Source organism: Bradyrhizobium sp. CCBAU 53351, assembly GCF_015291745.1.
Taxonomy (GTDB): Bacteria; Pseudomonadota; Alphaproteobacteria; order Rhizobiales; family Xanthobacteraceae; genus Bradyrhizobium.
This window is the reverse complement of the sequence record NZ_CP030059.1, coordinates 254,845-278,676: the sequence shown is the minus strand read 5'-3', so window position 1 is coordinate 278,676 and position 23,832 is coordinate 254,845. Positions and strand designations below refer to the sequence as shown.

19 protein-coding genes, 1 tRNA gene and 1 riboswitch are annotated in these 23,832 nt (G+C 65.1%); of the genes, 11 read left to right on the top strand and 9 right to left on the bottom strand.

Translation table 11 applies throughout. The features are described from left to right. Positions 1 to 153 precede the first annotated feature (153 nt). From XH83_RS01335 to purH, 3 genes are all read left to right on the top strand, one after another. Entirely contained in the window at positions 154 to 1,500 is a 1,347-nt protein-coding gene (locus tag XH83_RS01335) for an RsmB/NOP family class I SAM-dependent RNA methyltransferase (protein WP_194405317.1), read from the top strand. 158 nt (positions 1,501 to 1,658) lie between these two features. Next, complete coding sequence (locus XH83_RS01330) at positions 1,659 to 3,377, top strand: heparinase II/III family protein (protein ID WP_194405316.1); 1,719 nt, start codon at positions 1,659 to 1,661, stop codon at positions 3,375 to 3,377. A 59-nt stretch (positions 3,378 to 3,436) separates the two neighbouring features. Next, positions 3,437 to 3,518: riboswitch (ZMP/ZTP riboswitch) on the top strand. Positions 3,519 to 3,542: 24 nt separating this feature from the next. Continuing rightward, positions 3,543 to 5,135, top strand: a complete 1,593-nt coding sequence (purH, locus tag XH83_RS01325; RefSeq protein ID WP_194405315.1) for a bifunctional phosphoribosylaminoimidazolecarboxamide formyltransferase/IMP cyclohydrolase — start codon at positions 3,543 to 3,545, stop codon at positions 5,133 to 5,135. A gap of 128 nt (positions 5,136 to 5,263) precedes the next feature. Here purH and XH83_RS01320 read toward each other — a convergent pair whose 3' ends face one another. After that, on the bottom strand, positions 5,264 to 6,649 hold the full coding sequence (locus XH83_RS01320) for an MFS transporter (protein ID WP_194405314.1): 1,386 nt from the start codon (positions 6,647 to 6,649) through the stop codon (positions 5,264 to 5,266). Between the two features lie 103 nt (positions 6,650 to 6,752). Between XH83_RS01320 and ggt the strand changes: the two genes are divergently transcribed. Continuing rightward, the gene (gene ggt / locus XH83_RS01315; protein ID WP_194405313.1) at positions 6,753 to 8,501 is read left to right on the top strand and encodes a gamma-glutamyltransferase; all 1,749 of its coding nucleotides are present in this window, start codon (positions 6,753 to 6,755) and stop codon (positions 8,499 to 8,501) included. A gap of 96 nt (positions 8,502 to 8,597) precedes the next feature. Beyond that, positions 8,598 to 9,893: an MFS transporter gene (locus tag XH83_RS01310; RefSeq protein WP_194405312.1), complete on the top strand. Its 1,296-nt coding sequence runs from the start codon at positions 8,598 to 8,600 to the stop codon at positions 9,891 to 9,893. Positions 9,894 to 10,012: 119 nt separating this feature from the next. Here XH83_RS01310 and XH83_RS01305 read toward each other — a convergent pair whose 3' ends face one another. Next, positions 10,013 to 10,678 (bottom strand): glutathione S-transferase family protein, encoded by a 666-nt coding sequence (locus XH83_RS01305; RefSeq protein WP_194405311.1) that lies wholly within the window; start codon positions 10,676 to 10,678, stop codon positions 10,013 to 10,015. 146 nt (positions 10,679 to 10,824) lie between these two features. Here XH83_RS01305 and XH83_RS01300 point away from each other — a divergent pair, with 146 nt between their 5' ends. From XH83_RS01300 to panE, 4 genes are all read left to right on the top strand, one after another. Continuing rightward, positions 10,825 to 11,421, top strand: coding sequence for a DUF2239 family protein (locus tag XH83_RS01300; protein WP_194405310.1), 597 nt, complete (start codon positions 10,825 to 10,827; stop codon positions 11,419 to 11,421). Between the two features lie 88 nt (positions 11,422 to 11,509). Then, positions 11,510 to 12,859 (top strand): MATE family efflux transporter, encoded by a 1,350-nt coding sequence (locus tag XH83_RS01295; RefSeq protein ID WP_194405309.1) that lies wholly within the window; start codon positions 11,510 to 11,512, stop codon positions 12,857 to 12,859. A 96-nt stretch (positions 12,860 to 12,955) separates the two neighbouring features. After that, on the top strand, positions 12,956 to 13,570 hold the full coding sequence (locus XH83_RS01290; protein WP_194405308.1) for a 2-hydroxychromene-2-carboxylate isomerase: 615 nt from the start codon (positions 12,956 to 12,958) through the stop codon (positions 13,568 to 13,570). Positions 13,571 to 13,667: 97 nt separating this feature from the next. Continuing rightward, the gene (gene panE, locus XH83_RS01285) at positions 13,668 to 14,591 is read left to right on the top strand and encodes a 2-dehydropantoate 2-reductase (protein ID WP_194405307.1); all 924 of its coding nucleotides are present in this window, start codon (positions 13,668 to 13,670) and stop codon (positions 14,589 to 14,591) included. A 36-nt stretch (positions 14,592 to 14,627) separates the two neighbouring features. Here the strand turns inward: panE and XH83_RS01280 are convergent, their stop codons facing one another. The 4 genes from XH83_RS01280 to XH83_RS01265 form a co-directional block, all read right to left on the bottom strand. Next, entirely contained in the window at positions 14,628 to 15,221 is a 594-nt protein-coding gene (locus XH83_RS01280; protein WP_194405306.1) for a c-type cytochrome, read from the bottom strand. A gap of 210 nt (positions 15,222 to 15,431) precedes the next feature. Next, a complete protein-coding gene (locus XH83_RS01275; protein ID WP_194405305.1) occupies positions 15,432 to 16,700 on the bottom strand; it encodes a sorbosone dehydrogenase family protein in 1,269 nt (422 codons plus the stop codon). 350 nt (positions 16,701 to 17,050) lie between these two features. After that, positions 17,051 to 18,037 carry an NAD(P)-dependent oxidoreductase gene (locus XH83_RS01270; RefSeq protein WP_194405304.1) on the bottom strand — a complete coding sequence of 329 codons (987 nt, stop codon included), beginning with the start codon at positions 18,035 to 18,037 and terminating at the stop codon, positions 17,051 to 17,053. A gap of 76 nt (positions 18,038 to 18,113) precedes the next feature. Further along, positions 18,114 to 18,188: transfer RNA gene (locus tag XH83_RS01265), tRNA-Gly, on the bottom strand. A gap of 275 nt (positions 18,189 to 18,463) precedes the next feature. Here XH83_RS01265 and trxA point away from each other — a divergent pair. Further along, entirely contained in the window at positions 18,464 to 19,387 is a 924-nt protein-coding gene (trxA, locus tag XH83_RS01260; protein ID WP_194405303.1) for a thioredoxin, read from the top strand. A gap of 33 nt (positions 19,388 to 19,420) precedes the next feature. Beyond that, positions 19,421 to 20,098: an LON peptidase substrate-binding domain-containing protein gene (locus tag XH83_RS01255; RefSeq protein ID WP_194405302.1), complete on the top strand. Its 678-nt coding sequence runs from the start codon at positions 19,421 to 19,423 to the stop codon at positions 20,096 to 20,098. 32 nt (positions 20,099 to 20,130) lie between these two features. On the opposite strand, the gene XH83_RS01250 is transcribed toward XH83_RS01255, so the two are convergent. The 3 genes from XH83_RS01250 to XH83_RS01240 all read right to left on the bottom strand — a co-directional run bounded on the left by XH83_RS01250 (position 20,131) and on the right by XH83_RS01240 (position 23,781). Continuing rightward, positions 20,131 to 22,632 carry an EAL domain-containing protein gene (locus tag XH83_RS01250; RefSeq protein WP_194405301.1) on the bottom strand — a complete coding sequence of 834 codons (2,502 nt, stop codon included), beginning with the start codon at positions 22,630 to 22,632 and terminating at the stop codon, positions 20,131 to 20,133. A 200-nt stretch (positions 22,633 to 22,832) separates the two neighbouring features. Next, positions 22,833 to 23,411, bottom strand: a complete 579-nt coding sequence (locus tag XH83_RS01245) for a cytochrome b/b6 domain-containing protein (RefSeq protein WP_246776395.1) — start codon at positions 23,409 to 23,411, stop codon at positions 22,833 to 22,835. 91 nt (positions 23,412 to 23,502) lie between these two features. Further along, the gene (locus XH83_RS01240) at positions 23,503 to 23,781 is read right to left on the bottom strand and encodes a PepSY domain-containing protein (protein WP_063198686.1); all 279 of its coding nucleotides are present in this window, start codon (positions 23,779 to 23,781) and stop codon (positions 23,503 to 23,505) included. Positions 23,782 to 23,832 lie beyond the last annotated feature (51 nt).

Here is a 23,832-nt window from a genome sequence, read left to right as displayed (position 1 = left end):
ACGGGCAATAACGCATTCCTGAAATCAGGCCCGGAGGGCTGAAAAAGCCGGAAGGGATTCTTACATTTGGCATATTCGCGTGCCAGAGATCGCTTTCTCAAGGCATGCGCCCATTGCGGCGGAACTGCCGCTCGCTCAGAACCTTGCTTCCGCATGCCATCTCAACGTTTTGCCCCTCCGTCCGAAGTGCCAGGCCTTGCGGCACGTCGGATCGCCGCCGATATCGTCGACGGCGTGCTGCACAAGCACCGCACGCTCGACGATCAGCTCGACGGCGGCGGCGCCCATCCCGGACTGAAGACGCTGGCCGACCGCGACCGCGCGCTGATGCGGCGTCTGGTCGCCACCGTGCTGCGCCGGCTCGGCACGCTCGGCCACGTGCTGTCGCGCCTGCTCGACAAGGGCATTCCCTCCGAAGCGCCGCGCGCACAGAGCGCGCTGCTGATCGGTGCGGCGCAGATCCTCTGGATGGACGTGCCGGATCACGCGGCCGTCGACCTCTCCGTTCGCCTTGTGCAATCCGACCGGCGCGCCGCGCGCTATGCCGGCCTCGTCAACGCCGTGCTGCGCCGCTGCGCGCGCGAGGGCAAGGCGCTGGTCGAGGAGGTCGCCACGCAATCGCTCGACCTACCGCCGTGGTTGCTCGCGCGCTGGAGCGCGCATTATGGCGAGGCGACCGCGCGCGAGATGGCGCTGGCGCTCGGCCACGAGCCCTCGCTCGATCTCACCGTGAAGTCGGATCCCGCGCAATGGGCGAGCCGCCTGCACGGCGAGACGCTGCCGACCGGGACGGTGCGGATGCTGCTGCACGGCGCGGTGACCATGCTGCCAGGCTTCGCCGAGGGACAATGGTGGGTGCAGGACGCCGCCGCCGCGCTGCCGGCCCGGCTGTTCGGCGACGTCAAGGGCAAGTCCATCGCGGATCTCTGCGCCGCCCCCGGCGGCAAGACCGCGCAACTGGCGCTGGCAGGCGCGCATGTCACGGCGATCGACCGCTCGCCGGCCCGGGTGGCGCGACTGCGCGAAAACCTGGCGCGGCTGTCGCTCCAGGCCGAGACCGTCGTCGCTGACGCCGTCGAATGGGCCGGTCCCGCCGAGGGCTTCGACGGTATCCTGATCGATGCGCCCTGCACCTCGACCGGCACGATCCGCCGCCATCCGGACGTGGCCTGGCTGCGGCAGGAATCCGACATCGCCGCCCTGACCGCGCTCCAGCAAAAACTGCTGCGAAAATCGGTGTCGCTGCTCAAGCCGGGCGGGACGCTGATCTACTGCACATGCTCGCTGGAACCCGAAGAGGGCGAGCAGGCCGTGGCAACGCTGCTGGCGGCCGAGCCTGCGCTTCGCCGCGTCCCGATCACGGCGTCGGAGGTCGCGGGCCTGGACGAAATCCTCACGCCGGAGGGCGATCTGCGCACCCTGCCCAGCCATCTGCCGAACGCCGATCCCAAGCTCGGCGGTCTCGACGGATTTTTCGCGGCCCGGCTCGTTAAATCCTGATTTTGCACTGGATTTTGCGACCACGGCGCTGATTCGCACACGTTCAAGGTGGTGTCAGGCGTCCGATTTTGGGATTAATAGGGATTCGTCGGAATCCCTCTCCCCCTTCAAGGCAAGGCGTGTCGGTCGCTCAACGCAGACGTATCTCGACGCTCGTCATGAACCGCTTCGCGCGGAACATGCTCGCGCGCGCGAGCGGCGGTTCCGTTGCGCTGTCGCGGGTCTGGCCCGGCCGCACCGACCGCCTGATCATCGCGCCGCACGATCTGCGCACCGCGGATGCGACCCGCGCCGCCGAAATCTATGCCGGCCGCTTCGTCTTCGCCGGCAAGATCGTCAATTGCCACGGCCGCTCGATCTTCGATCTCGAGCCGCCGTCGGAGGACTGGGAGGTCGCGCTGCTCGGCTTCGGCTGGCTGCGCCATTTGCGCGCCGCCGACACCGCGCTGACACGCGCGAATGCGCGCGCCCTGATCGAGGACTGGATCGCCAACCCCGCCAACAAGCGCCGCCCCGTCGCGCGCCGCGCCGACGTGCTGGCGAGGCGCGTGATCTCGCTGCTGTCGCAGGCGCCGCTGGTGCTGAACGAGACCGACAACAAATTCTACCGCCGTTACCTGCGTGCCCTCGCACGCGAGATCCGCTTCCTGCGCTTCGCCATGGTCGACATTCCGGATGGGGTGCCGAAGCTGCAGGTGCTGATCGCGCTGTGCTATGCGGCGCTGTGCCTTGCCAACCAGGCGCGCCACATCCGCAGCGCATCGAAAAAGCTGTCGGACGAATTGCAGCGGCAGATCCTGCCCGATGGCGGACACATCTCCCGCAACCCCGGCGCGCTGATCGAGCTCCTGATCGACCTCTTGCCGCTGCGGCAGACCTTCGCCGCGCGCAATATCGCGCCGCCGCCGGCGCTGCTCAACGCGATCGACCGCATGATGCCGATGCTGCGCTTCTTCCGGCACGGCGACGGCAATTTCGCGCTGTTCAACGGCATGAGCGCGACATCCTCGGATCTGCTCGCCACGCTGCTCGCCTATGACGACACCCACGGCGCGCCGATGGCGAACATGCCGCATACCGGCTTCCAGCGCCTCGACGCCGGCCAGACCACCGTGATCATCGACACGGGGCCGCCGCCGCCGGCCGGCGTCAGTCACGATGCCCATGCCGGCTGCCTGTCGTTCGAGCTGTCCTCCGGCATCAGCCGCATCGTCACCAATTGCGGCATGCCGACCACGGGCCGCGACAATTGGCGGCCGTTCGCACGCAGCACGGCGGCGCATTCGACGCTGACCTATCACGACACCTCGTCCTGTCAGTTCGTCGAGATGTCGGCGATGAAGCGGCTCCTGCACGGCTCGCCCGTCACCAGCGGGCCCGTTGAGGTCGAGAGCTACCGCGAGATCGTGCAGAACGGCACGCTGCTCACGGCCTCGCATGACGGCTATATCTCCAAGTTCGGCGCGATCCATCGCCGCGTGCTGATGATCGCCAATGACGGCGCGCGCATCGATGGCGAGGACACGCTGTCGCCGCCGCAGGGTGGACGCTTCAAGGGCGCGGATGCCGATTTCGCGCTGCGCTTCCATCTGCATCCGGCCGTGAAGGCGAGCCGGTTGTCGGATGCCCGCGGCGTCATGCTGGTGCTGCCGAACCGCGACGTCTGGACCTTCGAAGCATTGGACGACAAGGTCGACCTCGAGGACAGCGTGTTCCTGGCCGGCAATGACGGCCCGCGCCGCACCGCGCAGATCGTGATCCGGCAGGATGCACGCCAGGCGCCCTCGATCCGCTGGAGCTTCGTGCGTTCCACGGCCTCGCCGGCGGTGACCAATGCCCGCCGTAACGCGCGGCGGGAGCCGGAATTGCCGCTGTAAACAGCCGCGATTCGGCGTGATCTAGCCGTTGAGAAGAGGGCCAAAAGCTGCTATCGAGCCCTCGCTCGCGCGACTGGCGACCTTGGATGGAGCACCATCGGGAAGCGCGACACATATCTGCCGCGCGCCTGGGCATAGACACTCCCTGAACAGAGGATCTTGCTCATGACTGACCACCCCCGCCGCGTCACCCGCGCTCTGCTCTCCGTCTCCGACAAGACCGGCCTGATCGATTTCGCCAGAGCGCTGGCCGCGCATGGTGTCGAGCTGGTCTCGACCGGCGGCACCGCGAAAGCGATCGCCGCGGCCGGCCTCGCAGTGAAGGACGTCTCCGACCTCACCGGCTTCCCCGAGATGATGGACGGCCGCGTCAAGACGCTGCATCCGAAGGTCCACGGCGGGCTGCTCGCGATCCGCGACAACAAGGAGCATGCGGAGGCGATGAAGGCGCACGGCATCGCGCCGATCGACCTGCTCGTCGTCAACCTCTATCCGTTCGAGGCGACCGTCGACAAAGGCGCGGGCTTCGAGGATTGCATCGAGAATATCGACATCGGCGGCCCCGCGATGATCCGCGCCGCCGCCAAGAACCATGACGACGTCGCCGTCGTGGTGGAAGCCGAGGACTACAAGGCCGTGCTCGACGAGCTTGCCGCCAACAAGGGCGCGACCACGCTGAAGCTGCGCCGGCGGCTTGCCGCAAAGGCCTATGCGCGCACCGGCGCCTATGACGCCGCGATCTCGAACTGGTTCAACCGGCAGATCGAGATCGACGCGCCCGACTTCCGCGCCTTCGGCGGCAGGCTGATCCAGTCGCTGCGCTACGGCGAGAACCCGCATCAGACCGCTTCGTTCTACGCGACGCCGGACAAGCGCCCGGGCGTCTCGACCGCGCGGCAGCTCCAGGGCAAGGAGCTCTCCTACAACAACATCAACGATACCGATGCCGCCTATGAATGCATCGGCGAGTTCGACACCAAGCGCACCGCGGCCTGCGTCATCGTCAAGCACGCCAATCCCTGCGGCGTCGCGGAAGGCGCGAACCTCGTCGAGGCCTATCGCAAGGCGCTGGCCTGCGATTCCACCTCGGCCTTCGGCGGCATCATCGCGATGAACCGCGCGCTCGACGCCGACACCGCACGCGAGATCACCAAGATCTTCACCGAGGTGATCATCGCGCCCGACGCCACCGAGGAGGCGATCGCCATCATCGGCGGCAAGAAGAACCTGCGCCTCTTGCTCGCCGGCAGCCTGCCCGACCCGCGCGCGCCCGGCCTCACCGCCAAGACGGTTGCCGGCGGCCTGCTCGTGCAGAGCCGCGACAACGCCGTGGTTGACGACATGACCTTCAAGGTCGTGACCAAGCGTGCGCCGACAGAGGCCGAAATGCGCGACCTCAAATTCGCGTTCCGGGTGGCAAAACACGTCAAGTCCAACACCATCATCTACGCCAAGGATCTCGCCACCGTCGGCATCGGCGCTGGCCAGATGAGCCGGGTAGACTCAGCGCGGATCGCGGCGCGCAAGGCGCAGGACGCGGCGAACGAGCTGAAGCTTCCCGAGCCGCTCACCAAGGGTTCGGTGGTGGCCTCGGATGCGTTCTTCCCGTTCGCCGACGGCATGCTCGCCTGCATCGAAGCCGGCGCCACCGCCGTGGTGCAGCCCGGCGGCTCGATGCGCGACGACGAGGTGATCAAGGCCGCCGACGAGCACGGCATCGCCATGGTGTTCACGGGGACGCGGCACTTCCGCCACTGAGTTCGCCGTCATTCCGGGGCGCGCGCAGCGCGAACCCTGGTGCGCAATTGCGCACCTGAGAATCTCGCGCCACAACTTCTGGATTCCGGGTTCATCGCTCCGCGATGCCCCGGAATGACGATGGGGTGCTACTCCCGCACCCGCATCAACAGCCCCAATCCCGCGACGAAGAACACCACCAGCACCGCCATGCCGGCCTTCTGGCTCGCCGTCGCAGCGGTGATCATGCCGATCAGCAGCGGTCCGATGAAGGACGTCACCTTCCCGGTCAGCGCGAACAGACCGAAATATTGCGCGATGCGATCTCTCGGCGCGAGACGGATCAGGAGCGTGCGTGACGCCGCCTGCAGTGGACCACCGGCCGCGCCGATGAGGCAGCCCAGCACCAGATAGGCGCGTTCCGCGGCGCTCGAGAACATGGCGGCGCCTGCTTGCGGCGGCGCGACCTTGACGAACAACACGCTATCCTTGTCGACGAGGAGAATCGCTGCCACCGACAGCAGCAGCAACAGCAAGCTTCCGGCGATGACGCGCTTCGGCCCGAGATGATCGTCGAGCTTGCCGCCGAGCCATGCGCCGAACGTGCCTGTTATCGCGAGCATGATTCCGAAGGTGCCGATCTGTATGGTGTGCCAGCCGAACGTGCCCGCTGCATAGATGCCGCCGAAGGCGAACAGCGACACCAGGCCGTCGGTGTAGATCATGTTGGCGAGCAGGAATGCCGCGAGCGACTTCTGCTTCGGCAGGCTCTTGATCGACCGCTTCAGCTCCGCCAGTCCTTCGTGCAGCGCTTCGCGCAGCGGACGCTTCGCCGGGTAATCCGGCGTGAACAGGAACAGCGGCGTCACGAAGATCACGAACCACAGCCCGGTTAGCGGTCCGACGATGCGATCGCCCTGATGGCTGACCGGATCGAGCCCGAACAACGGCGTCAGGCCCAGCAATGTGCGGCCGGTCTCGGGATTGGCGGCGAGCAGGCCGAGCACGATGATCAGGCTGACGATGCCGCCGATATAGCCGGTCGCCCAGCCGGTGCCGGAGAGCCGGCCGATCCGCTCTGGCGGCACCAGCGTCGGCATCATCGCATTGTTGAAGACGGTGGCGAATTCCGCTCCGACGCTGGCGAGCGCGACCGCGGTGAGCAGGGGCGGAATGACCGAGGGATCACCGGGCTTGCCGATCCATAGCGTGCACGATGCCAGCACCAGCAACGCGCCGAATCCCGCAATCCACGGCTTCCTTCGGCCGGAGGCATCCGCGATCGCCCCCAGCACCGGCGACAGCAGCGCGATCGCAAGTCCCGCAGCCGCCATCGCAAATCCCCACAGCGATTGGCCGGCTGCGGGGGTCGGTGCAATGCTGGTGGCGAAATACGGCGCGAACACGAAGGTCGTGATCAACGTGAAATAGGGCTGCGCGGCCCAATCGAAGAAGATCCAGCCGACGACGGCGGCGCGTGGCGGATAGGTCCGCTGCGCATCGGCCATGCGCGCATCCGGGGCGATCGTCGTCATCACGCAGTCCTCATCACGAACAGTTTTGCCTCTGTTGGGGCAAACCGTATAGCATTGCAGCGAGGCGTGTGAACCAGTCCGAAGCCCCTGCGGAAACTTGATCATGTCGTCATATTCGACCCGGCGGACGTTTTTCGCCTTCGTAGCCGTTCTGACGTTCGGTCTTGCACCCGCAGCCGCCCAGGACGCACGGCAGGGCTACGTCCCACCCGCTCGCGACGCCGTGCGCGCCGTCGCGGCCGAGCATGGCATGGTGGTCGCGCAGGAGAAGATCTCCGCGCAAGTTGGCGCCGAGATTCTGCGGCGTGGCGGCAATGCGGTCGACGCAGCGGTCGCGACCGGCTTTGCGATGGCCGTGACCTATCCGCGCGCCGGCAATATCGGCGGCGGCGGCTTCATGGTCATCCATTCCGCTGACCGCAATGAAGACATCACGATCGACTACCGCGAGACGGCGCCGGCGGCGACCACACCGCAGATATTCCTCGACGCCGACGGCAAGCCCGATACGGCGAAGTCACGAGATTCCGCGCTCGGCGTCGGCGTGCCCGGCACGATTGCCGGTCTTTCCCTGGCACTGGAAAAATACGGCTCCGGCCAGTTCACGCTGGCGCAATTGCTCGAGCCTGCGATTGCGCTCGCGCGCGACGGCTTCGTGATCAGCGACGACATGGCCGATACGCTGCCGACCTGGTACCGGCGACTGGCACGCTGGCCTTCGTCGGCCAAGATCTTCTCGCGGCCCGATGGCTCGCCGCTTCGTGAAGGCGACAGGCTGGTGCAGGGCGATCTCGCCGAAACGCTCTCGGCCGTCGCCGCACAGGGGCCACGCGGCTTCTATGAGGGCGTGGTTGCGGAAAAGCTCGCCAAGGCGGTGGCTGATGCGGGCGGCATCATGACGCCGGCCGATTTAAAAGCATATCAAGCCGTGATCCGCGCGCCGGTTCGCGGCAGCTATCGCGGCTATGACATCGTCTCGATGCCGCTGCCTTCGTCCGGCGGCATCGTATTGGTGGAAACCCTCAACATTCTCGAAGGCTTCCAGCTTGCCGATTCGAAGCAGGGATCGCCGGCATCGCTGCATCTGCTGGTCGAGGCGATGAAGCGCGCTTATGCGGACCGCGCGCGCTATCTCGGCGATCCCGCCTTCGTCAACGCGCCGATCGAGACGCTCACCGCGAAGGACTACGCCGCCAAGCTGCGCTCCGGCATCTCTGCCGAACGCGCTACGCCGTCGAAAGAGCTCGCATCCGCGGCCCCCTCGCCGCGCGAGGGCAGCAACACCACGCATTTCTCCGTGGTGGATTCCCGCGGCAACGCGGTCAGCAATACGTATACGCTGAACTTCAGCTACGGTGTCGGCCTGGTTGCCGAAGGCACCGGCGTGCTGCTCAACAACGAGCTCGACGACTTCACCGCCGCGGTCGGCGCCTCGAACGCCTATGGCCTCGTTGGCTTCGAGGCCAACCTGCCCGGCCCCGGCAAACGTCCACTCTCCTCGATGTCACCGACCATTGTGCTCCGGGACGGCAAGCCGGTGCTGGTGACGGGTTCGCCCGGCGGCAGCCGCATCATTTCCAGCGTGCTGCAGGTGATCGTCAACGTGCTCGACTACAGGATGGACGTTGCGGCCGCCGTCGCGGCGCCACGGCTGCATCATCAATGGCTGCCCGACGAAGTGCGCGTCGAGCGCGGCTTTCCCGAGGACGTGTTGCAGGGGTTGAAGGCGATGGGCCACACGATCGTCGAGCCGATGGGGCAGACATCGGCGAATTCGATTCTCGTGACGCCGAACGGGCCGCTCGGCGCGCCCGACCCCCGCACGCGGGGCGCAGAGGCGGCGGGGCACTAGCCACACCGTTTGCATGGCACGGGAGCGCCGGCCCGCTAGCTCTCGCGGCCACGCGTGCTACCAAAGGGCAGCCAAAAAAACTGCCGGGGAAACGCCATGACCACGACCGATCCGCTCCAGAACATCGAGCGCGCCGAGATCGAGGACACCAGCCTTCTCGCGTTCTATCGCGACATGAACGCGCCGGAGCGCCGGACGTTCTGGGCCTGCGCGGCGGGCTGGGCGCTCGACGGCATGGATTTCATGATCTATCCGCTGGTGATCGGCACCATCATCGCGCTGTGGAAGGTCGATGCGGCCTCCGCCGGCCTTGCCGGCACGGTGACGCTGCTGGCGTCCGCGATCGGCGGCTGGCTCGGCGGCTATCTCTCCGACCATATCGGGCGGGTGCGAACGCTCCAGATCACCATCATCTGGTTCTCGTTCTTCTCGCTGGTCTGCGCGGTCGTGCAGAATTTCGACCAGCTCCTGATCGCGCGTGCCGTGCTCGGCCTCGGCTTCGGCGGCGAGTGGGCCGCAGGTGCCGTGCTCATGGGTGAAGCCATCCGGCCGCAATATCGTGGGCGCGCGGTCGGCTCGGTGCAGTCTGGCTGGGCAGTCGGCTGGGGCCTCGCGGTGCTGTCGCAGGCGATCCTGTTCTCGGTCTTGCCGCCGGAGACGGCATGGCGCTGGATGTTCGTGATCGGCGCGCTGCCAGCACTTCTGGTGTTCTACATCCGCCGCTCGGTCACCGAGCCGGAGATCTCGGCACAGGCCCGCGCTAGGCAGGCTGCGAGCGGCGACCGCCCGGCGCTGTGGGAGATCTTCTCCGGCCCGATCCTGAAGACCACGATCCTGGCCTCGCTGATGGCGACGGGCTGCCAGGGCGGCTACTACGCCGTCACCTTCTGGGTGCCGCAATTCCTGACCAAGGAGCGGCACCTGTCGATCGTCGGCTCGACCGGATACCTGTCGACGCTGATCATCGGCTCCTTCATCGGCTATCTCACGGGAGCCTGGCTCGCCGACCGGATCGGGCGGCGCAATCTGTTCCTGATCTTCTCGATCGGAGCCATCGCGGTGGTGCTGCTTTATACGCAGATGCCGCTCACCAACGAGATCCTGTGGGTGCTCGGTTTCCCGCTCGGCTTCTTCGCCTCGGGCTATTTCTCCGGCGTCGGTGCTTTCCTGACCGAGCTTTATCCGACGCGGCTGCGCGGCTCCGGCCAGGGCTTCTGCTACAATTTCGGCCGCGGCATCGGCGCGCTGTTTCCCTTCCTCGTCGGCGCGCTGTCGGCGACGACGTCGCTGGCGAATGCGATCGCGATCTTCGCGGTGGCGGCCTACGCGGTGTTCTTCATCGCCGCCTTTGCGCTGCCGGAGACACGCGGACGTGTGCTGCACGCGCATTAACGGAGAGATGTCGTTCCGGGGCACGCGAAGCGTGAACTGTGGTGCGCAATTGCGCACCTGAGAATCTCGAGATTCCGGGTTCGGCGCTGCGTACCGCCCCGGAATGACGGGGCAGATAACTACCGCCCCACCTGGTACGGCCCGCCCTTTTCCAGCGCACGCGCATAAGCCGGCCGCGCGTGGATGCGCTCGAGGAACGCCATCGCCTTGGGATGGCCCTGCTCGAGCCCGCCGCGCGCTTGCGCCGCTTCCAGCGGAAAGCTCATCTGAATGTCGGCTGCGGTAAACTCGTTGCCGGCGAACCACTCGCTTTTGCCGAGCTCGCCTTCCCAGTAATCCATGTGCTGCTTGAGCTGCGGATTGACCAGCGTGGTCAGCGCCTGGTTCGAGACCTTGCGCACCAGCGGACGAAGCAGCGCGGGCGCACGCTTCGGCATCAGCGTGAACAAAAGCTTCAGCAACAGCGGCTGCATCGCAGAGCCCTCGGCATAATGCAGCCAATAGGTGAAGCGCAGCCGCTCCGGTGTATCAGGCGGCGGGATCAGCCGGCCGTTGCCGTAAGTCGCGATGAGATATTCGATGATCGCGCCTGATTCGGCGATGGTGTTGCCGTTGTCGGTGATGACAGGCGATTTGCCGAGCGGGTGGATGGCGCGGAGCTCCTTCGGCGCGCGCATGTCCGGCTGGCGCTGGTAGCGCACGATCTCGTAAGGCACGCCCAACTCCTCGAGCAGCCACAGCACGCGTTGCGAGCGGGAATTGTTGAGGTGGTGAACGGTCGGCATCGGTAGGTCCCCAAAGCTTAGGCGTGGTCAGTCGGCGTTCGTGCCAGCCTGGAAACACAATGTCGAGCCGTCCAGGCAGATATTTTCACCCGGGTATATTGACCTCGCAAATTTACCCGGATATTAAGACGGATAACAACGTCAATATGGCAATGATTCCAATGCAGAAGATTTTCACCGCCTTCCAGGGGCCGCGCCGCCTGGTGTCCGGGCCGGCCGGCGAGGTCGCACTGGTCGTCAAGCGGGTGGCGACCCGGCCGGACGAGCCGATCATCATATTCGAGGACGCCACGGGCCGACCGATCGACTTCGATCTGCGCGGCGGCGATCGCGAGGTCTTGGCGCGATTGGCCAAGCTTGTCCCGCCTCCTGTCGAGGAAAGCACGCCACCGAGCGAGCCGCGCGGCCGCGGGCGGCCGAAGCTCGGCGTGGTCGCCCGCGAGGTGACGCTGCTGCCGCGGCACTGGGAGTGGCTCGGCGCGCAAGCTGGCGGCGCCTCGGTCGCGCTGCGCAAGCTGGTCGACGAAGCCAGGCGCGCCAGCGGCGACAAGGATCGCGAGCGGCAGGCACGCGATGCGGCCTATCACTTCATGTCGACCATGGCCGGCAATCTGCCGCAGTTCGAGGAAGCTTCGCGCGCGCTGTTCGCAGATGACCGGCGCCGCTTCACCGCACTGATCGCGGACTGGCCGACCGACATCCGCGACCATATCGTCAAGCTCGCCTACAGCGACCGGGCGTAAGCCGCGCACCGCTCTTCACAACCCCATCGACGGCCGAACCGCGCCTTGCGCGGTAACGGCGTCGCACGCCCTGATGAAAGGCACATCCATGTCCGCCGCCACGCCACTCTGGAAGACGTTCCTGCGCTTCCTCGCGCCATTGATGCTGAGCAACGCGCTGCAATCGTTGTTCGGCACCGTCAGCAACGTCTATCTCGGCCAGATGATCGGCGTCGATGCGCTGGCGGCGGTCTCGGTGTTCTTCCCCGTGATGTTCTTCCTGTTCGCCTTCGTCATGGGCCTCAGCACCGGCGCAACCGTCTTGATCGGTCAGGCCTACGGCGCGGGCGAGCACGACAAGATCAGAAGCGTTGTCGGCACCACGCTTGCGATCGGCCTGCTGCTTTCCATTTCGGTGGCGTTGATCGGCGGGCTCTTCAGCCGTCAATTGATGATGGCGCTCGCCACGCCAGCGGACATTCTCGCTCCCGCCAGCGCCTGTGCGCGGATCATGCTGTTCACCCTGCCGCTCGGCTTCGTCTTCCTGCTGATGACAGCGATGATCCGCGGCGTCGGCGATGCGCTCACGCCGCTGCTGGCCCTGGCGTTGTCGACGGCGATCGGCCTGATCCTGACCCCGATGCTGATCCGCGGATCGTTCGGACTGCCGGCGGCCGGCATCACCAGCCCGGCCTGGGCGGCGGCGATCGCGAACGCACTCACCTTGATCGCACTGGCCGCCTATCTGCGGCGGAAGAAGCACGCGCTCGCGCCCGACGCGGCCCTGCTGCGCCAGCTGCGACTCAACCGCGCTATGCTCGGCAAGATTCTCGGCATCGGATTGCCGAGCGCCGTCGGCATGGTCGTGATGGCGATCGCGGAGCTGGTTCTGCTCGGCCTCGTCAACGGTTTTGGATCGGACGCCACCGCAGCCTATGGCGCCGTCAACCAGGTGATGGGCTACACGCAGTTCACGGCCATGTCGATTTCGATCGCGGTCTCGATCCTGGGCGCACAGGCGGTCGGCAGCGGCAACAGAGACCGGCTCGACGGCATCGTGCGGACCGGCCTCGCTTTCAACTTCGTCCTGATCGGCGGGCTCGTGACACTGATCTATCTCACGCCGCGAGCCATCCTCGGCATCTTCATCACCGACGCCGCCGTGCTCGATCTGGCGAAGGGCCTGCTCGACATCGCCTTGTGGAGCTCGGTGCCGTTCGGCCTCGCCACGGTGTTTTCCGGGGCGATGCGCGCAGCCGGCGTCGCGCTAACGCCGATGCTGCTCTCGATCCTCGCGATCGTTGCGATCGAGCTGCCCGCTGCGATCGTCCTGAGCCGCATCATTGGCCTTCAGGGCGTATGGGCCGCTTATCCCATCCTGTTCTGCGCCATGCTTGTTTTGCAGATGGGCTATTACTTGCTGGTGTGGCGCAAGCGGGCGATCCGGCGCCTGGTCTGATGCCCAGAGTATTATGATCATCATTAAACGGTGGACCTGTGGACCGCCCTGCGCCACAATAGATCAAAGCCAGATCAAGAAGTCAGGTCAGGGAGAATGAGTTTGACCCGCAAAGAGCCGCAATTCCTGTTCGATTTCGGCAGCCCGAACGCCTATCTCAGTCATCTCGCGATTCCCGCGATCGAGCGGCGCATCGGCGTCAAGTTCGAATACGTCCCGATCCTGCTCGGCGGCATCTTCAAGTCGACCAACAACAAGTCGCCGGCCGAAACGCTCGCCGGCGTCAAGAACAAGCGTGAATTCCTGCAGGTCGAGACCGAGCGCTTCATCAAGCGCTTCAAGGTTCAGCCCTATGTCTGGAATCCGCACTTTCCCGTCAACACGCTGAACCTGATGCGCATGGCGATCGCGGCGCAAGCGGAGGGCGTGTTCGAGAAATACGTCGAGGCCGCTTTCCACCACATGTGGCGCGAGCCGAAGAAGATGGACGATCCTGAAGTCGTCGCGAAGGCGCTGGCGTCCTCGGGGCTCGATGCCCAGAAGCTGTTCACCCGCGCGCAGGAGCCCGACGTGAAGGGCAAGCTGATCAAGAATACCGAGGAAGCCGTGGCTCGCGGCGCGTTCGGCTCGCCGACCTTCTTCGTCGGCAACGAGATGTTCTTCGGCAAGGAGCAGCTCCGCGAGGTCGAGGAGATGGTGTCGGGAAAGTGAAGCGCGCAAATGGCGGGTAGCGAATAGCGAGTGGAAATCGCGCCTGCTATTCGCTACTCCCTATTCGCCATTCGCCAAGAAAAGAACGGAGCATCCCATGCGTATCCTCGTGGTCGGCGCCGGCGCCATCGGCGGCTATTTTGGTGGCAGGCTGTTGCAGGCCGGCCGCGACGTCACCTTCCTGGTCCGGCCGCGCCGGGCCAGCGAGCTCGCGAGCGCCGGGCTCGTCATCAAGAGCCCCAATGGCGATGTGACCTTGACGAATCCGCCGACCGTGCAGGCCGACGCGCTCAAGGACAAGTTCGACGTCGTGCTCCTGAGCTGCAAGGCGTTCGATCTCGACGACGCCATCACATCGTTTGCCGCGGCCGTCGGGCCGGACACCGCGATCATCCCGATGCTCAACGGCATGCGCCATCTCGACATCCTCGACGGCAAGTTCGGCAAGGAGCGCGTGCTCGGCGGCCTCTGCGCCATCGCGGCGACCTTGAACGAGAAGCGTGAGGTGGTGCAGCTCCAGCCGATGCAGGCGATCAGTTACGGCGAGCGCGACGGCAAGCTGTCGGATCGCGTCAAGGCGATCGATGAAGCCTTCAAGAGCGGCATCACCGGCGCCGCCGCCAGCCAGAACATCATGCAGGACATGTGGGAGAAGTGGGTGTTCCTGTCCTCGCTCGCAGCGTCCACCAGCCTGATGCGGACCTCCGTCGGCAACATCCTCGCAGCGCCCGGCGGCCGGGATTTCCTGCTCGGCATGCTGGATGAGACCAGTGCGATCGCCACTGCGTCGGGCTATCCGCCAGGCGGGCCGTTCTTCGAACGGGTGAAAGGCAACCTCACCGCTGAGGGATCGCCGATGACCGCCTCGATGTTCCGCGACATCAAGGCCGGCCTGCCGGTCGAGGCCGATCACGTCATCGGCGACCTCATCGCGCGCGCAGACGCCGCCAAGGTGCCGGTGCCGAAGCTGCGCATCGCGTATACCCATTTGAAGGCGTACGAAAAGCAGCGGGCGGGGTAGTGGCCCGCCACACACTCGGTGTGGCGTTTGCGGCAACTATTTCAAATGCGCGAGATAGTGCGAGACGGCGGTGATTTCCTCGTCGCTCATGTGATAGGCGACGTCGGCCATCGCGGCGACGCCGCCGCCGACGCGCTGGCCCGCCTTGTAGTCATGCAGCGCCTTGACCAGATATTCCTCGCGTTGACCCGCGAGCCGCGCGACTGCCTTGGTGCCGGCGAAGCTGTCCGTGTGACATGAAGCGCAGCGGCGGCCGGCGGCAACTTGCGCACCCTTGTTCGACAGGTCCGGATCGCCGTCGTCCGCTGCCTTCGGCGGCGTCATCTGGGAGAAATAGGCGCCGAAGCTGCGGATGTCCTCGTTGGTGATCTCCTCGACAATCGGCTTCATCTGGTCGTTCTTGCGCGAGCCGGCGCGGAAGAACACCAGCTGCCACTGGATGAATTGATCGGGCTGCCCGGCCAGCGAGGGGATGTTCTCGGTCTGCGAAATGCCGTTCTCGCCGTGACAGCCGGAGCAGACCGAGGCCTTCTCCTTGATCGCGGAATTATCGGCGGCCTGGGCCGGGATGAAGGCTGGCGCTGCGAGCAATAGCGCACCGATAGCGTACGACAAAAACTGACGGCGCATGATGAGGATCCGATTTAACGAGCCCGTCATTCCGGGGCGTGCGGAGGGCGAGCTCCGATGCGCGATTGCGCATCCGAGAATCCATAACCACCAGTCGGGGTTATGGGTTCCGGGGTTGCGCTGGCGCGCGATCCGGAACGGCAGTGAAGGACCTTGTCATGAAAGAGGCTGCGGCCGTCACCCGGTCGCAGCCTCTTCGCAACGTCGCGCTTACTTCTTGCTGTAGCTGATGCGATAGATCGCGCCGGCCCAGTCGTCGGCAACCAGGATCGATCCATCCTTGGCAAGGATGATGTCGTCAGGACGGCCGAGATAACCCTGGTCGCCCTCGATCCAGCCGGAGGCGAACACCTCCTGCTTGGGGTTCTTGCCATCAGGCCCGACGATCACGCGCATGATGCGGCCGCCCTGATATTTGTGCCGATTCCAGGAGCCGTGCTCGGCGATCAGGATGTTGTTCTTGTACTCGGCGGGGAACTGGTCGCCGGTGTAGAACTTCATGCCGAGCGGAGCGACATGGGCGCCGAGATTCAGCACGGGCGGCGTGAACTCGGAGCACTTGTGGCCCATCGCGAACTTGTCGTCCGGCAGATTGCCCTGGTGACAGTAGGGATAGCCGAAATGCTCGCCGATCTTGTTGATCATGTTCAGCTTGTCTGAGGGCAGATCATCGCTGATCCAGTCGCGGGCATTCTCGGTGAACCAGTACTTGCCGGTGCGCGGATCGACGTCTCCGCCGACCGAGTTGCGCACGCCGAGCGCATAGATCTCCGCGTTGCCGGTCTTGGGATCGACACGCCGGATCTGCGAGACGCTGGTCGGCGGGATGCCGATGTTGAAGGGCGGTCCGAACGGAATGTAGAACCAGCCTTCCTTGTCGACCGCGATGTACTTCCAGCCATGCGCGGCATAGGACGGCATGTCGTCATAGACGACCTTGCCCTCGCCGGGATTGTCGAGCTTGTTTTCGATGTCGTCGTAGCGGATCAATTTGTCGACCGCGATGACGTAGAGCGCGCCGTCCTTGACGGCGAGGCCGGTGGGCATGTTCAGCCCCTTGAGGATGGTCTTGACCTCTTTCTTCCCGCCATTGTCCTTGATGGCATAGACGTTGCCGAGGCCGAACGAGCCGACGAACAGCGTGCCCTTGTCACCCCAGGCCATTTGCCGCGCAGCCAGCACACCGGAGGCATAGACCTCCATCTTGAAGCCCGGCGGCAGCTTGACCTTCTTGATGATGTTGGCGAGCTCGGCGTCGGAAGCGCCGGTCGGCGGGCCGGACGGCGGCGCTAGGCCCTTCTGCGCCTCGGTCTCGTCGCCAAGGAACCAGTCATCCGGCGGATGGGTCCAGAACTCCTTGGTGCCGGATTCGTATTTCTTGAGTGGCTTGCTCTTGTCTTGCGCGCTGGCAGCACTGGTCCCGGCAAGAAGGGCCACGGCTGCAAGCGCCAACACGGATCGATGGAACACCGATGTCATCGCGTCACTCCCCTAAGGCAGCCGTCAGGGCTGCGATTTATTTTATTTTGCTAGTCGAGAGGCGAAGTTTTGGGTCCGTCGGGACGACAGACGCAAAAAGGTTAGCACATCTGCGAGCGCTGAGAAGCGCGGCGCACGCACCGCAGTTGCGCCGCATAAAAATTGAGACGGAGTGTCAACAAGCGAACGGCGTGACGACAGGGCTCTCGCTGCAACGCGGAATCAAGGCCGAGAACGGGAAAACAAAAAACGCGAAAACAACCCCATGCACAGTAGAACGGCGCAGGTCGCGCCGCGCGGGGCGAGCCCCGCAGGCAGTTGACTCGTCGGGCAAAACAGCAATCGCGCGCTTACCCGGCGACGGGGTAGGGTCCATCGTCGAACACCATGTCGTGATAGCCTTTCGCGCCGATCTCGCGCGCCAGCCTACTGCGAAAATCGCGGCTCTCGCGCAGGCTGCGCAGCACATGCGCGAAATCATACTCCGGCCGCCAGCCCAGCTCGCGACGCGCGCGTTCGTTGACATAGACACGGTCGATCTCGCGGAACAGGGTCCAGCCCCGCGCCGCATAGAGCTCCGCGCAATCCGGATAGAGCTCACGCACGACACCGGCCGCATCGCGCGCCAGCGCCACGAGATGACGCGGCTCGAACGGGCTGGTGGCCGAGACGATGTAACGGCCAAACCCGATCTTTGCCGCGCGCTCGACGGCGAGCAGATGAGCGCTCACCGCGTCCGCGATATCCAGCCGGCGATAGAGCAGCTCATTGGCCTGCGCGTTGTCCAGCGCGTAAGCCGACCGCATCGCGGGATCATCGTCGTCCTCCGGAAAGAAGCGCGAGGTTCGCAACACGACCACCGGCAGGCCGCGCTCGCGAAAGAACAGCTCGCACAGATTCTCCGCCATCAGCTTTGTGGTGCCGTAGATGTTCTTCGGGACCGACGGCAGATCCTCGGTGACCCAGACCGCAGCCTGTCCGGCCCCGGACCGAAGCTGCGAGCCGAACGCGCTGGTGGTGCTGGTGAAGACGAAGCTGCGCACACCGGCAGAAGCCGCCGCCTCGAGCAGATTGAGCGTGCCCGTGACGTTGGTGTCGACGAAGTCCCGCTTGGTGTGGGTCGCCACATGCGGCTTGTGCAGCGTCGCGGTGTGGATCACCGCGGCAACGCCGGCCATCTGGCCCCACACGAAGCCGGGATCGACGATCGAGCCGACGGCATCGGTGAACCGCGAGGGCTTCAGGTCGATCCCGCTCACGGGCGAGCCGCGCCCACGCAGGGTGCGGATGATGGCTTCACCGAGATGGCCGGCGCTGCCGGTGACCAGGATTGTCATTGCGCCCCCAAGACAGCCGCCAGCCGCGTGGAGAACCACGATTCTGTACGGTTTGGCTGGATGCTCTGGGAAAATTTGGAGCGGGCGAAGGGGCTCGAACCCTCGACCCCGACCTTGGCAAGGTCGTGCTCTACCACTGAGCTACACCCGCATCCTGTGTCGGTCGCGTGACGCGCCGGCAACGGCTGTCGTATGCCAAAAGCGGGAGGGGAATGCAACAGCTACCGGCGGCATCAATTGGCATTCGAGGGCGCTATTTGGGGCCCTCCTGCGGCCAAACGGCCCGAAAAGGTCCCGGAACCGCCGAATCGGCCGCGGTGGATTGAAATTCGGCCCATTCGGCCCAATTTAGGAGCCGACAGCAAAGCACAGGAAGCGGCGACGTGCTAAAGAGCCGCCATTTCGGACATCAGACGAGGGGATCCCGTGACGATCATCGACCAGGGTAACGGAGCCGCGAACCCAGCCGCCGCCGATCTGATCAAGGACACCACCACCCAGACCTTCGTGAAGGACGTCATCGAGGAATCGAAGCGCCAGCCGGTGCTGATCGATTTCTGGGCGGAGTGGTGCGGCCCCTGCAAGCAGCTCACCCCCGTGCTGGAAAAGGCGGTCAGGGCGGCCAAGGGCAAGGTCAAGCTGGTCAAGATGAACATCGACCAGCACCCCGCGATCCCGGGCCAGATGGGCATCCAGTCGATCCCGGCCGTGATCGCCTTCGTCAACGGCCAGCCGGCCGACGGCTTCATGGGCGCGGTGCCCGAGAGCCAGCTTAACGCCTTCATCGAGAAGCTGACCAAGGGCGTGACCGCGCCGGGCGAGCCGAATATCGCCGAAATCCTGCAGGAGGCCGAAGCCGTCCTCGCGGAGGGCGACGCCGCGGCCGCCGCGCAGATCTATGCTGAGGTGCTCCAGTACGATTCGACCAACATCGCCGCGCTCGCGGGCCTCGCAAAATGCTACGCCACCTCCGGCGCGATGGAGCAGGCCAAGCAGACGCTGGCCATGGTGCCGGAATCCAAGCGCAACGACCCCGCGGTGAAGGCCGTGCAGACCACGATCGATCTCGCCGAGCAGGCGCAATCGCTCGGGCCGGTCGCGGAGCTGGAACAGAAAGTCGCCGCAAACCCGCTCGATCATCAGGCCCGATTCGACCTGGCGACCGCGCTCAACGCGAAAGGCGACCGCACGGCTGCCACCGCGCAGCTGCTCGAGATCGTCAGGCGCGACCGCAAATGGAACGACGACGGCGCCCGCAAGCAGCTGGTGCAGTTCTTCGAGGCCTGGGGCGGCACGGATGATGCAACCGTCGAGGGACGCAAGCGTTTGTCGACGATCCTGTTTTCGTAAGGCGCGCTGGCAAGGCCAGGGGGGACCGGGCAGATGCCGATCAACATCGAATATCGCGGGCCCGCCGACCTTCCGGAGATCATTCCGGTGTTTCCGCTGCCGGGCGCGCTGCTGCTGCCCCGCGGCCAGATGCCGCTCAACATCTTCGAGCCGCGCTACCTTGCGATGGTCGACGACAGTTTCCGCGACGGCCATCGGCTGATCGGCATGATCCAGCCCGACGTCGCGCATTCCCCGAAGGATTCCGACAAGCCGACCCTGTTCCGGGTCGGCTGCGTCGGCCGCATCACCCAGCTCGCCGAATCCGGCGACGGCCGCTACATCCTCGAGCTCACCGGCGTCTCGCGCTTCAAGGTGGTCGAGGAGCTCGAGGTGCTCACGGCCTACCGGCAGTGCAAGGTGGATTTCTTCGCCTACGCCAATGACTTCACCGCGCGCATGGGCGAGGAGGAGGTCGACCGCGAGGCGCTGCTTTCGGTACTCGCGGACTTCCTGAAGGCCAACAATCTCAAGGTCGACTGGGAGGGCGTCGAGAGCGCGCCCAATGAAGCGCTCGTCAATGCGCTGGCGATGATGTCGCCCTATGGCCCCGCGGAGAAGCAGGCCATGCTGGAGGCGCCCGACCTGAAGACCCGCGCCGAGATCCTGATCGCGGTCACCGAGATGGACCTCGCCAAGAAGCGTACCAGCGGCGATCCGCCGCTGCAGTGAGGGACGGCGATTCAGCCTGATCGCATCGCGCTTCAGGCTGCGCAGATGGCCGCTTCGGCCTCCCGCTGCGCCGGTTGCGCGATCCCTGAGGCCTGCATGGGCCGGCTGAAATAATAGCCCTGCGCCTCTGCACAGCCCTCCTCGCGCAGAATGGCCAGCTGCTCCTGGGTTTCGACGCCCTCGGCGGTCGTCGTCTTGCCGAGGCTGACGGCGAATGCAACCACGGCGCGGGCGATCCGATGCGCCTCTTCGCCCTCGCTGGCGAGCTCGCTGACGAAGCTGCGGTCGATCTTGACCTTGTCGAACGGAAATTTCTGCAGGAAGCTGAGCGACGAATAGCCCGTGCCGAAATCGTCGAGGGCAATTCGCACGCCGAGCTCACGCAACTGTTCGAGGGCTGCGAACACCGCTTCGCTGTCATGCATGATGACCGTCTCGGTGATCTCGAGCTCGAGCCTTTGCGGACCAATCCCCGAGGCCGCGAGGGCGCCGACGATGATGGAGACGAGCTCCTTGCTCCTGAACTGGGCGGGAGACAGGTTGATTGCGATCGTGAGATCGGAAGGCCAGTTGGCGGCTTCAGTGCAGGCCGCCCTCAAGACCCACTCGCCGATAGGCAGGATCAGGCCGGTTTCCTCCGCGAGCGGAATGAACTCGCCAGGAAGGACCAGACCGCGCTCGGGGTGATGCCACCGCAACAACGCCTCATAGCCGCAGATCCGTCCGCTCTCCACGCTCACGAACGGCTGGTAATGGAGCTCGAATTCGCCCCGCGCCAGCGCTTTCCGCATATCTTTTTCCAGGTTGCGCCGGACGTGGATGAGCTGGTCCAGCTCCGGCTCGAAGAAGCGGAATGCGCCGCGTCCGGCGGCCTTCGCCGCGTAGAGGGCGAGATCGGCGCTCTTGAGAATGACATCGGAATCGACGCCATCGCGGGGCGCAACGGCTATGCCGATGCTGGCTCCCACCGTGACTTGATGGTCGCCAAGATCAAAGGGCTCGCAGAGCGCCGCTTTGATCGTCTCTGCGAGGGTGGCCGCCTCCACGACCGGATTCGTCACATAGTCCACGACGGCGAACTCGTCGCCGCCGAGTCGGGCAATCAACGTCGTTTCTCTGCTGCACTCGCGCAAGCGCGTCGCCACCGCGCGCAACAGCAAATCGCCCGCCGGATGTCCAAGCGTGTCGTTGACCTCCTTGAAGCGGTCGAGATCGAGCATGAGGACCGCCAGATGGAGGTCTCCATTGCGCGTGATGGCAGAGGCCTGGTCCAAACGCGCCCTCATCAGCACGCGATTTGGCAATTCCGTCAGCGCGTCGTGCTGCGCCATATAGGCGATCTTGGCTTCGGACCGGCGTTGCTCCGTGACATCGAGATGGGTTGCCACCCAGCCGCCGCCGGCCATCGGCTGCCGTGTCACGCAGATCAACCGGCCATCGGCGAACTCGTCGATCCGGCTCGACACCGCATTGACGGGCAGGGCATCGAGCTTCGAGATTTGCTGCTCGGCGGCGGCGGCGCTGGTATCGCCCTTGAGTGTGCCGCTGATGATGCGATGCCTGATGATATCGCTATGCGGCGTTCCCGCGCGCAGCAGCTCCGGCGGCAGACGGTACAAATTGGCGTAACGCTCGTTGCAAATCACGAGCCGTTTGTCGGCGTCGAACATGCAAAGGCCCTCGACCATATGGTTGATCGCCGTATCCAGCCTCAGCGTCTGCTCCTGCAATTCGTGCTGCGAATCTTCGAGCTGCTGCCGGGCGTCGGAGAGCTGGCTGATGATCCCCTCGAATTTGGCGGTTCTGCTTGCAAGGCGGCGATCGGCCAGCACGCCGATCAGGCTCATGCCCAGCACGGACAGTGCTACTCCGGCGATGGCCACCGCGAGCACACCCGGAGACAGCGACAGGGCGTCCGTCGCACGCGTCGGATCCGGCGTGATGTGCACGGCACCCATCGCAGTGAAATGATGCGAGATGATGGCTAGCGTCAGCAGGACTGCCGCCGCGAGCGTTCCCTGGTAGTGCCGATACTTGATCGCGACGGCCAGGGCGGCATAGCCGAAGCACACGCCGAGTGTGATCGAGACCAGCACGAGGTCCAGCGACCACGCGACGCGGCCCGGCACTTCAAGGGCCCACATGCCGAGATAGTGCATGCTGGCAATGCCGCCACCGATGATGACGCCGCCTGTCTCCGGGCGCCACCGGCCGGAATCGCCGGCCGCAACGCCGAAGCCCACCGACGTCAGCAGCATTGCGGTCGCCAGCGAAAGCGATGTCAGCACGATGCCGTAGCCGGTCGCGACTCCGGGCTCGTAGGCGAGCATGGCGACGAAATGCGTCGCCCAGATTCCGTATCCGATCGCAGCGCCGGCGATCGCGATCCAGATCAGGCGCGTTCTTGCGCGCGCCGCGATCGCACGGTGGAAAATACTGACCGCGACGATGCTCGCGACGAAGCAGACCAGACCAGCGAGCAGGACCAGCCGCCAATCGTGCTCAACGGTAAGACAGGAGAAAATGCGGAACATCCAGTACCGCTCCATCGTCAATATGGTCGATCGTGGGCCGGCTAAGCGTCCTTTGCGTTAATCCCGTGCAATGTCCGGTTGCATGCTTACCGGCACGTTAATGCTTCGGATTCGATTCGAATTTGCCTGGCATTCCTATGCCTCCTGTCGCAATCCCGCCCAAACTGGGCGAAGGGCGTGCAACGATCGGCAACGAATATCTAGGGACGATTGCGAATGTGCTTGCGGCCGGTGAGCATTGCGCGGATCAGATTCTCGCGCTGGAGAATCCCCATCAGCAGCACGCCGAGCACATGCAGCACGACCAGGACGATGGCCGCGTCCGATGAATAATGGTGGGTGTCTTCGACCCACCAGACGCCGAAGAAGGTGACGGTGACCGACATCGCGCCGGTGACCGCCGAGACGGTGAGCGAGACCAACAGCGCCACCAGCATCAACGTGCCGGCGGGATTGAGTCCGATATAGCGGCCGGTGATGCCGCGGCGCAGATTCCAGAGATAGCCCGGCGCGGCGCGGAGCCGAGCCCTGATCATGCGGAAGCGCGAATAGCGGCTTCCCCAGAAGCCCCAGACGAAGCGGAAGGCGAGAAGGCCGAGCACCGCATAGCCGACGATGCGGTGAAGCCGATCATAGACGGTGGGCGTGAACCACGCGGCCAGGACGCAGGCCGCGAAAGCCCAGTGCCAGAGGCGCAGTGGGAGGTCCCAGACTACGACCGTCCGCGAAGCGGTTCGGTCCGCGGGGGTCCTGTCGGACGCCCCGCGCGCTTCTGGCATCGCTTCTTCAATCAAGCAAAGACCATCCTCGAGCCCTGCTTTGCGCAGATCAATTCGCGCAGCCGATTTACTTGGCTATTTGCTTGGCTATTTACTTGGCGATCGTGTGCTTCAGGCTGAGATCTTCGGGGCTGTAGAACAGCTCGTAAAGCTTGCCTTCCTTGACGCCATAGACCTCGTAGCACGAGCCTTCGATCTTGGAGCGGCGCACTTCATAGCCGAGCGCCTTGGCCTTGGCTTCGGCCTCGCTGGCCGGCTTCCACGACGCCTTGTCGAGCTTGGTGCAGTCCTTGAAACCATCGGCCATGGCCGCCGACCCCATGCCGATCCCGACCGTCAGTGCAATGGCAACAACACGAATGACCTTCACGAACATCTCCTCTTCTGTCGTGCGCGCTACGCGAGGTGCGAAGCGGGAGTG

Coding starts and splice junctions, on each gene's coding strand:
- purH (WP_194405315.1), top strand. CDS start 3,543: ATGACTGACCACCCCCGCCGCGTCACCCGCGCTCTGCTCTCCGTCTCC.
- XH83_RS01275 (WP_194405305.1), bottom strand. CDS start 16,700: ATGACATCGGTGTTCCATCGATCCGTGTTGGCGCTTGCAGCCGTGGCC.
- XH83_RS01255 (WP_194405302.1), top strand. CDS start 19,421: ATGCCGATCAACATCGAATATCGCGGGCCCGCCGACCTTCCGGAGATC.
- XH83_RS01335 (WP_194405317.1), top strand. CDS start 154: ATGCCATCTCAACGTTTTGCCCCTCCGTCCGAAGTGCCAGGCCTTGCG.
- XH83_RS01320 (WP_194405314.1), bottom strand. CDS start 6,649: ATGACGACGATCGCCCCGGATGCGCGCATGGCCGATGCGCAGCGGACC.
- XH83_RS01280 (WP_194405306.1), bottom strand. CDS start 15,221: ATGCGCCGTCAGTTTTTGTCGTACGCTATCGGTGCGCTATTGCTCGCA.
- XH83_RS01245 (WP_246776395.1), bottom strand. CDS start 23,411: ATGCCAGAAGCGCGCGGGGCGTCCGACAGGACCCCCGCGGACCGAACC.
- XH83_RS01295 (WP_194405309.1), top strand. CDS start 11,510: ATGTCCGCCGCCACGCCACTCTGGAAGACGTTCCTGCGCTTCCTCGCG.
- XH83_RS01250 (WP_194405301.1), bottom strand. CDS start 22,632: ATGTTCCGCATTTTCTCCTGTCTTACCGTTGAGCACGATTGGCGGCTG.
- XH83_RS01310 (WP_194405312.1), top strand. CDS start 8,598: ATGACCACGACCGATCCGCTCCAGAACATCGAGCGCGCCGAGATCGAG.
- XH83_RS01330 (WP_194405316.1), top strand. CDS start 1,659: ATGAACCGCTTCGCGCGGAACATGCTCGCGCGCGCGAGCGGCGGTTCC.
- XH83_RS01270 (WP_194405304.1), bottom strand. CDS start 18,037: ATGACAATCCTGGTCACCGGCAGCGCCGGCCATCTCGGTGAAGCCATC.
- XH83_RS01305 (WP_194405311.1), bottom strand. CDS start 10,678: ATGCCGACCGTTCACCACCTCAACAATTCCCGCTCGCAACGCGTGCTG.
- ggt (WP_194405313.1), top strand. CDS start 6,753: ATGTCGTCATATTCGACCCGGCGGACGTTTTTCGCCTTCGTAGCCGTT.
- XH83_RS01300 (WP_194405310.1), top strand. CDS start 10,825: ATGGCAATGATTCCAATGCAGAAGATTTTCACCGCCTTCCAGGGGCCG.
- panE (WP_194405307.1), top strand. CDS start 13,668: ATGCGTATCCTCGTGGTCGGCGCCGGCGCCATCGGCGGCTATTTTGGT.
- XH83_RS01290 (WP_194405308.1), top strand. CDS start 12,956: ATGAGTTTGACCCGCAAAGAGCCGCAATTCCTGTTCGATTTCGGCAGC.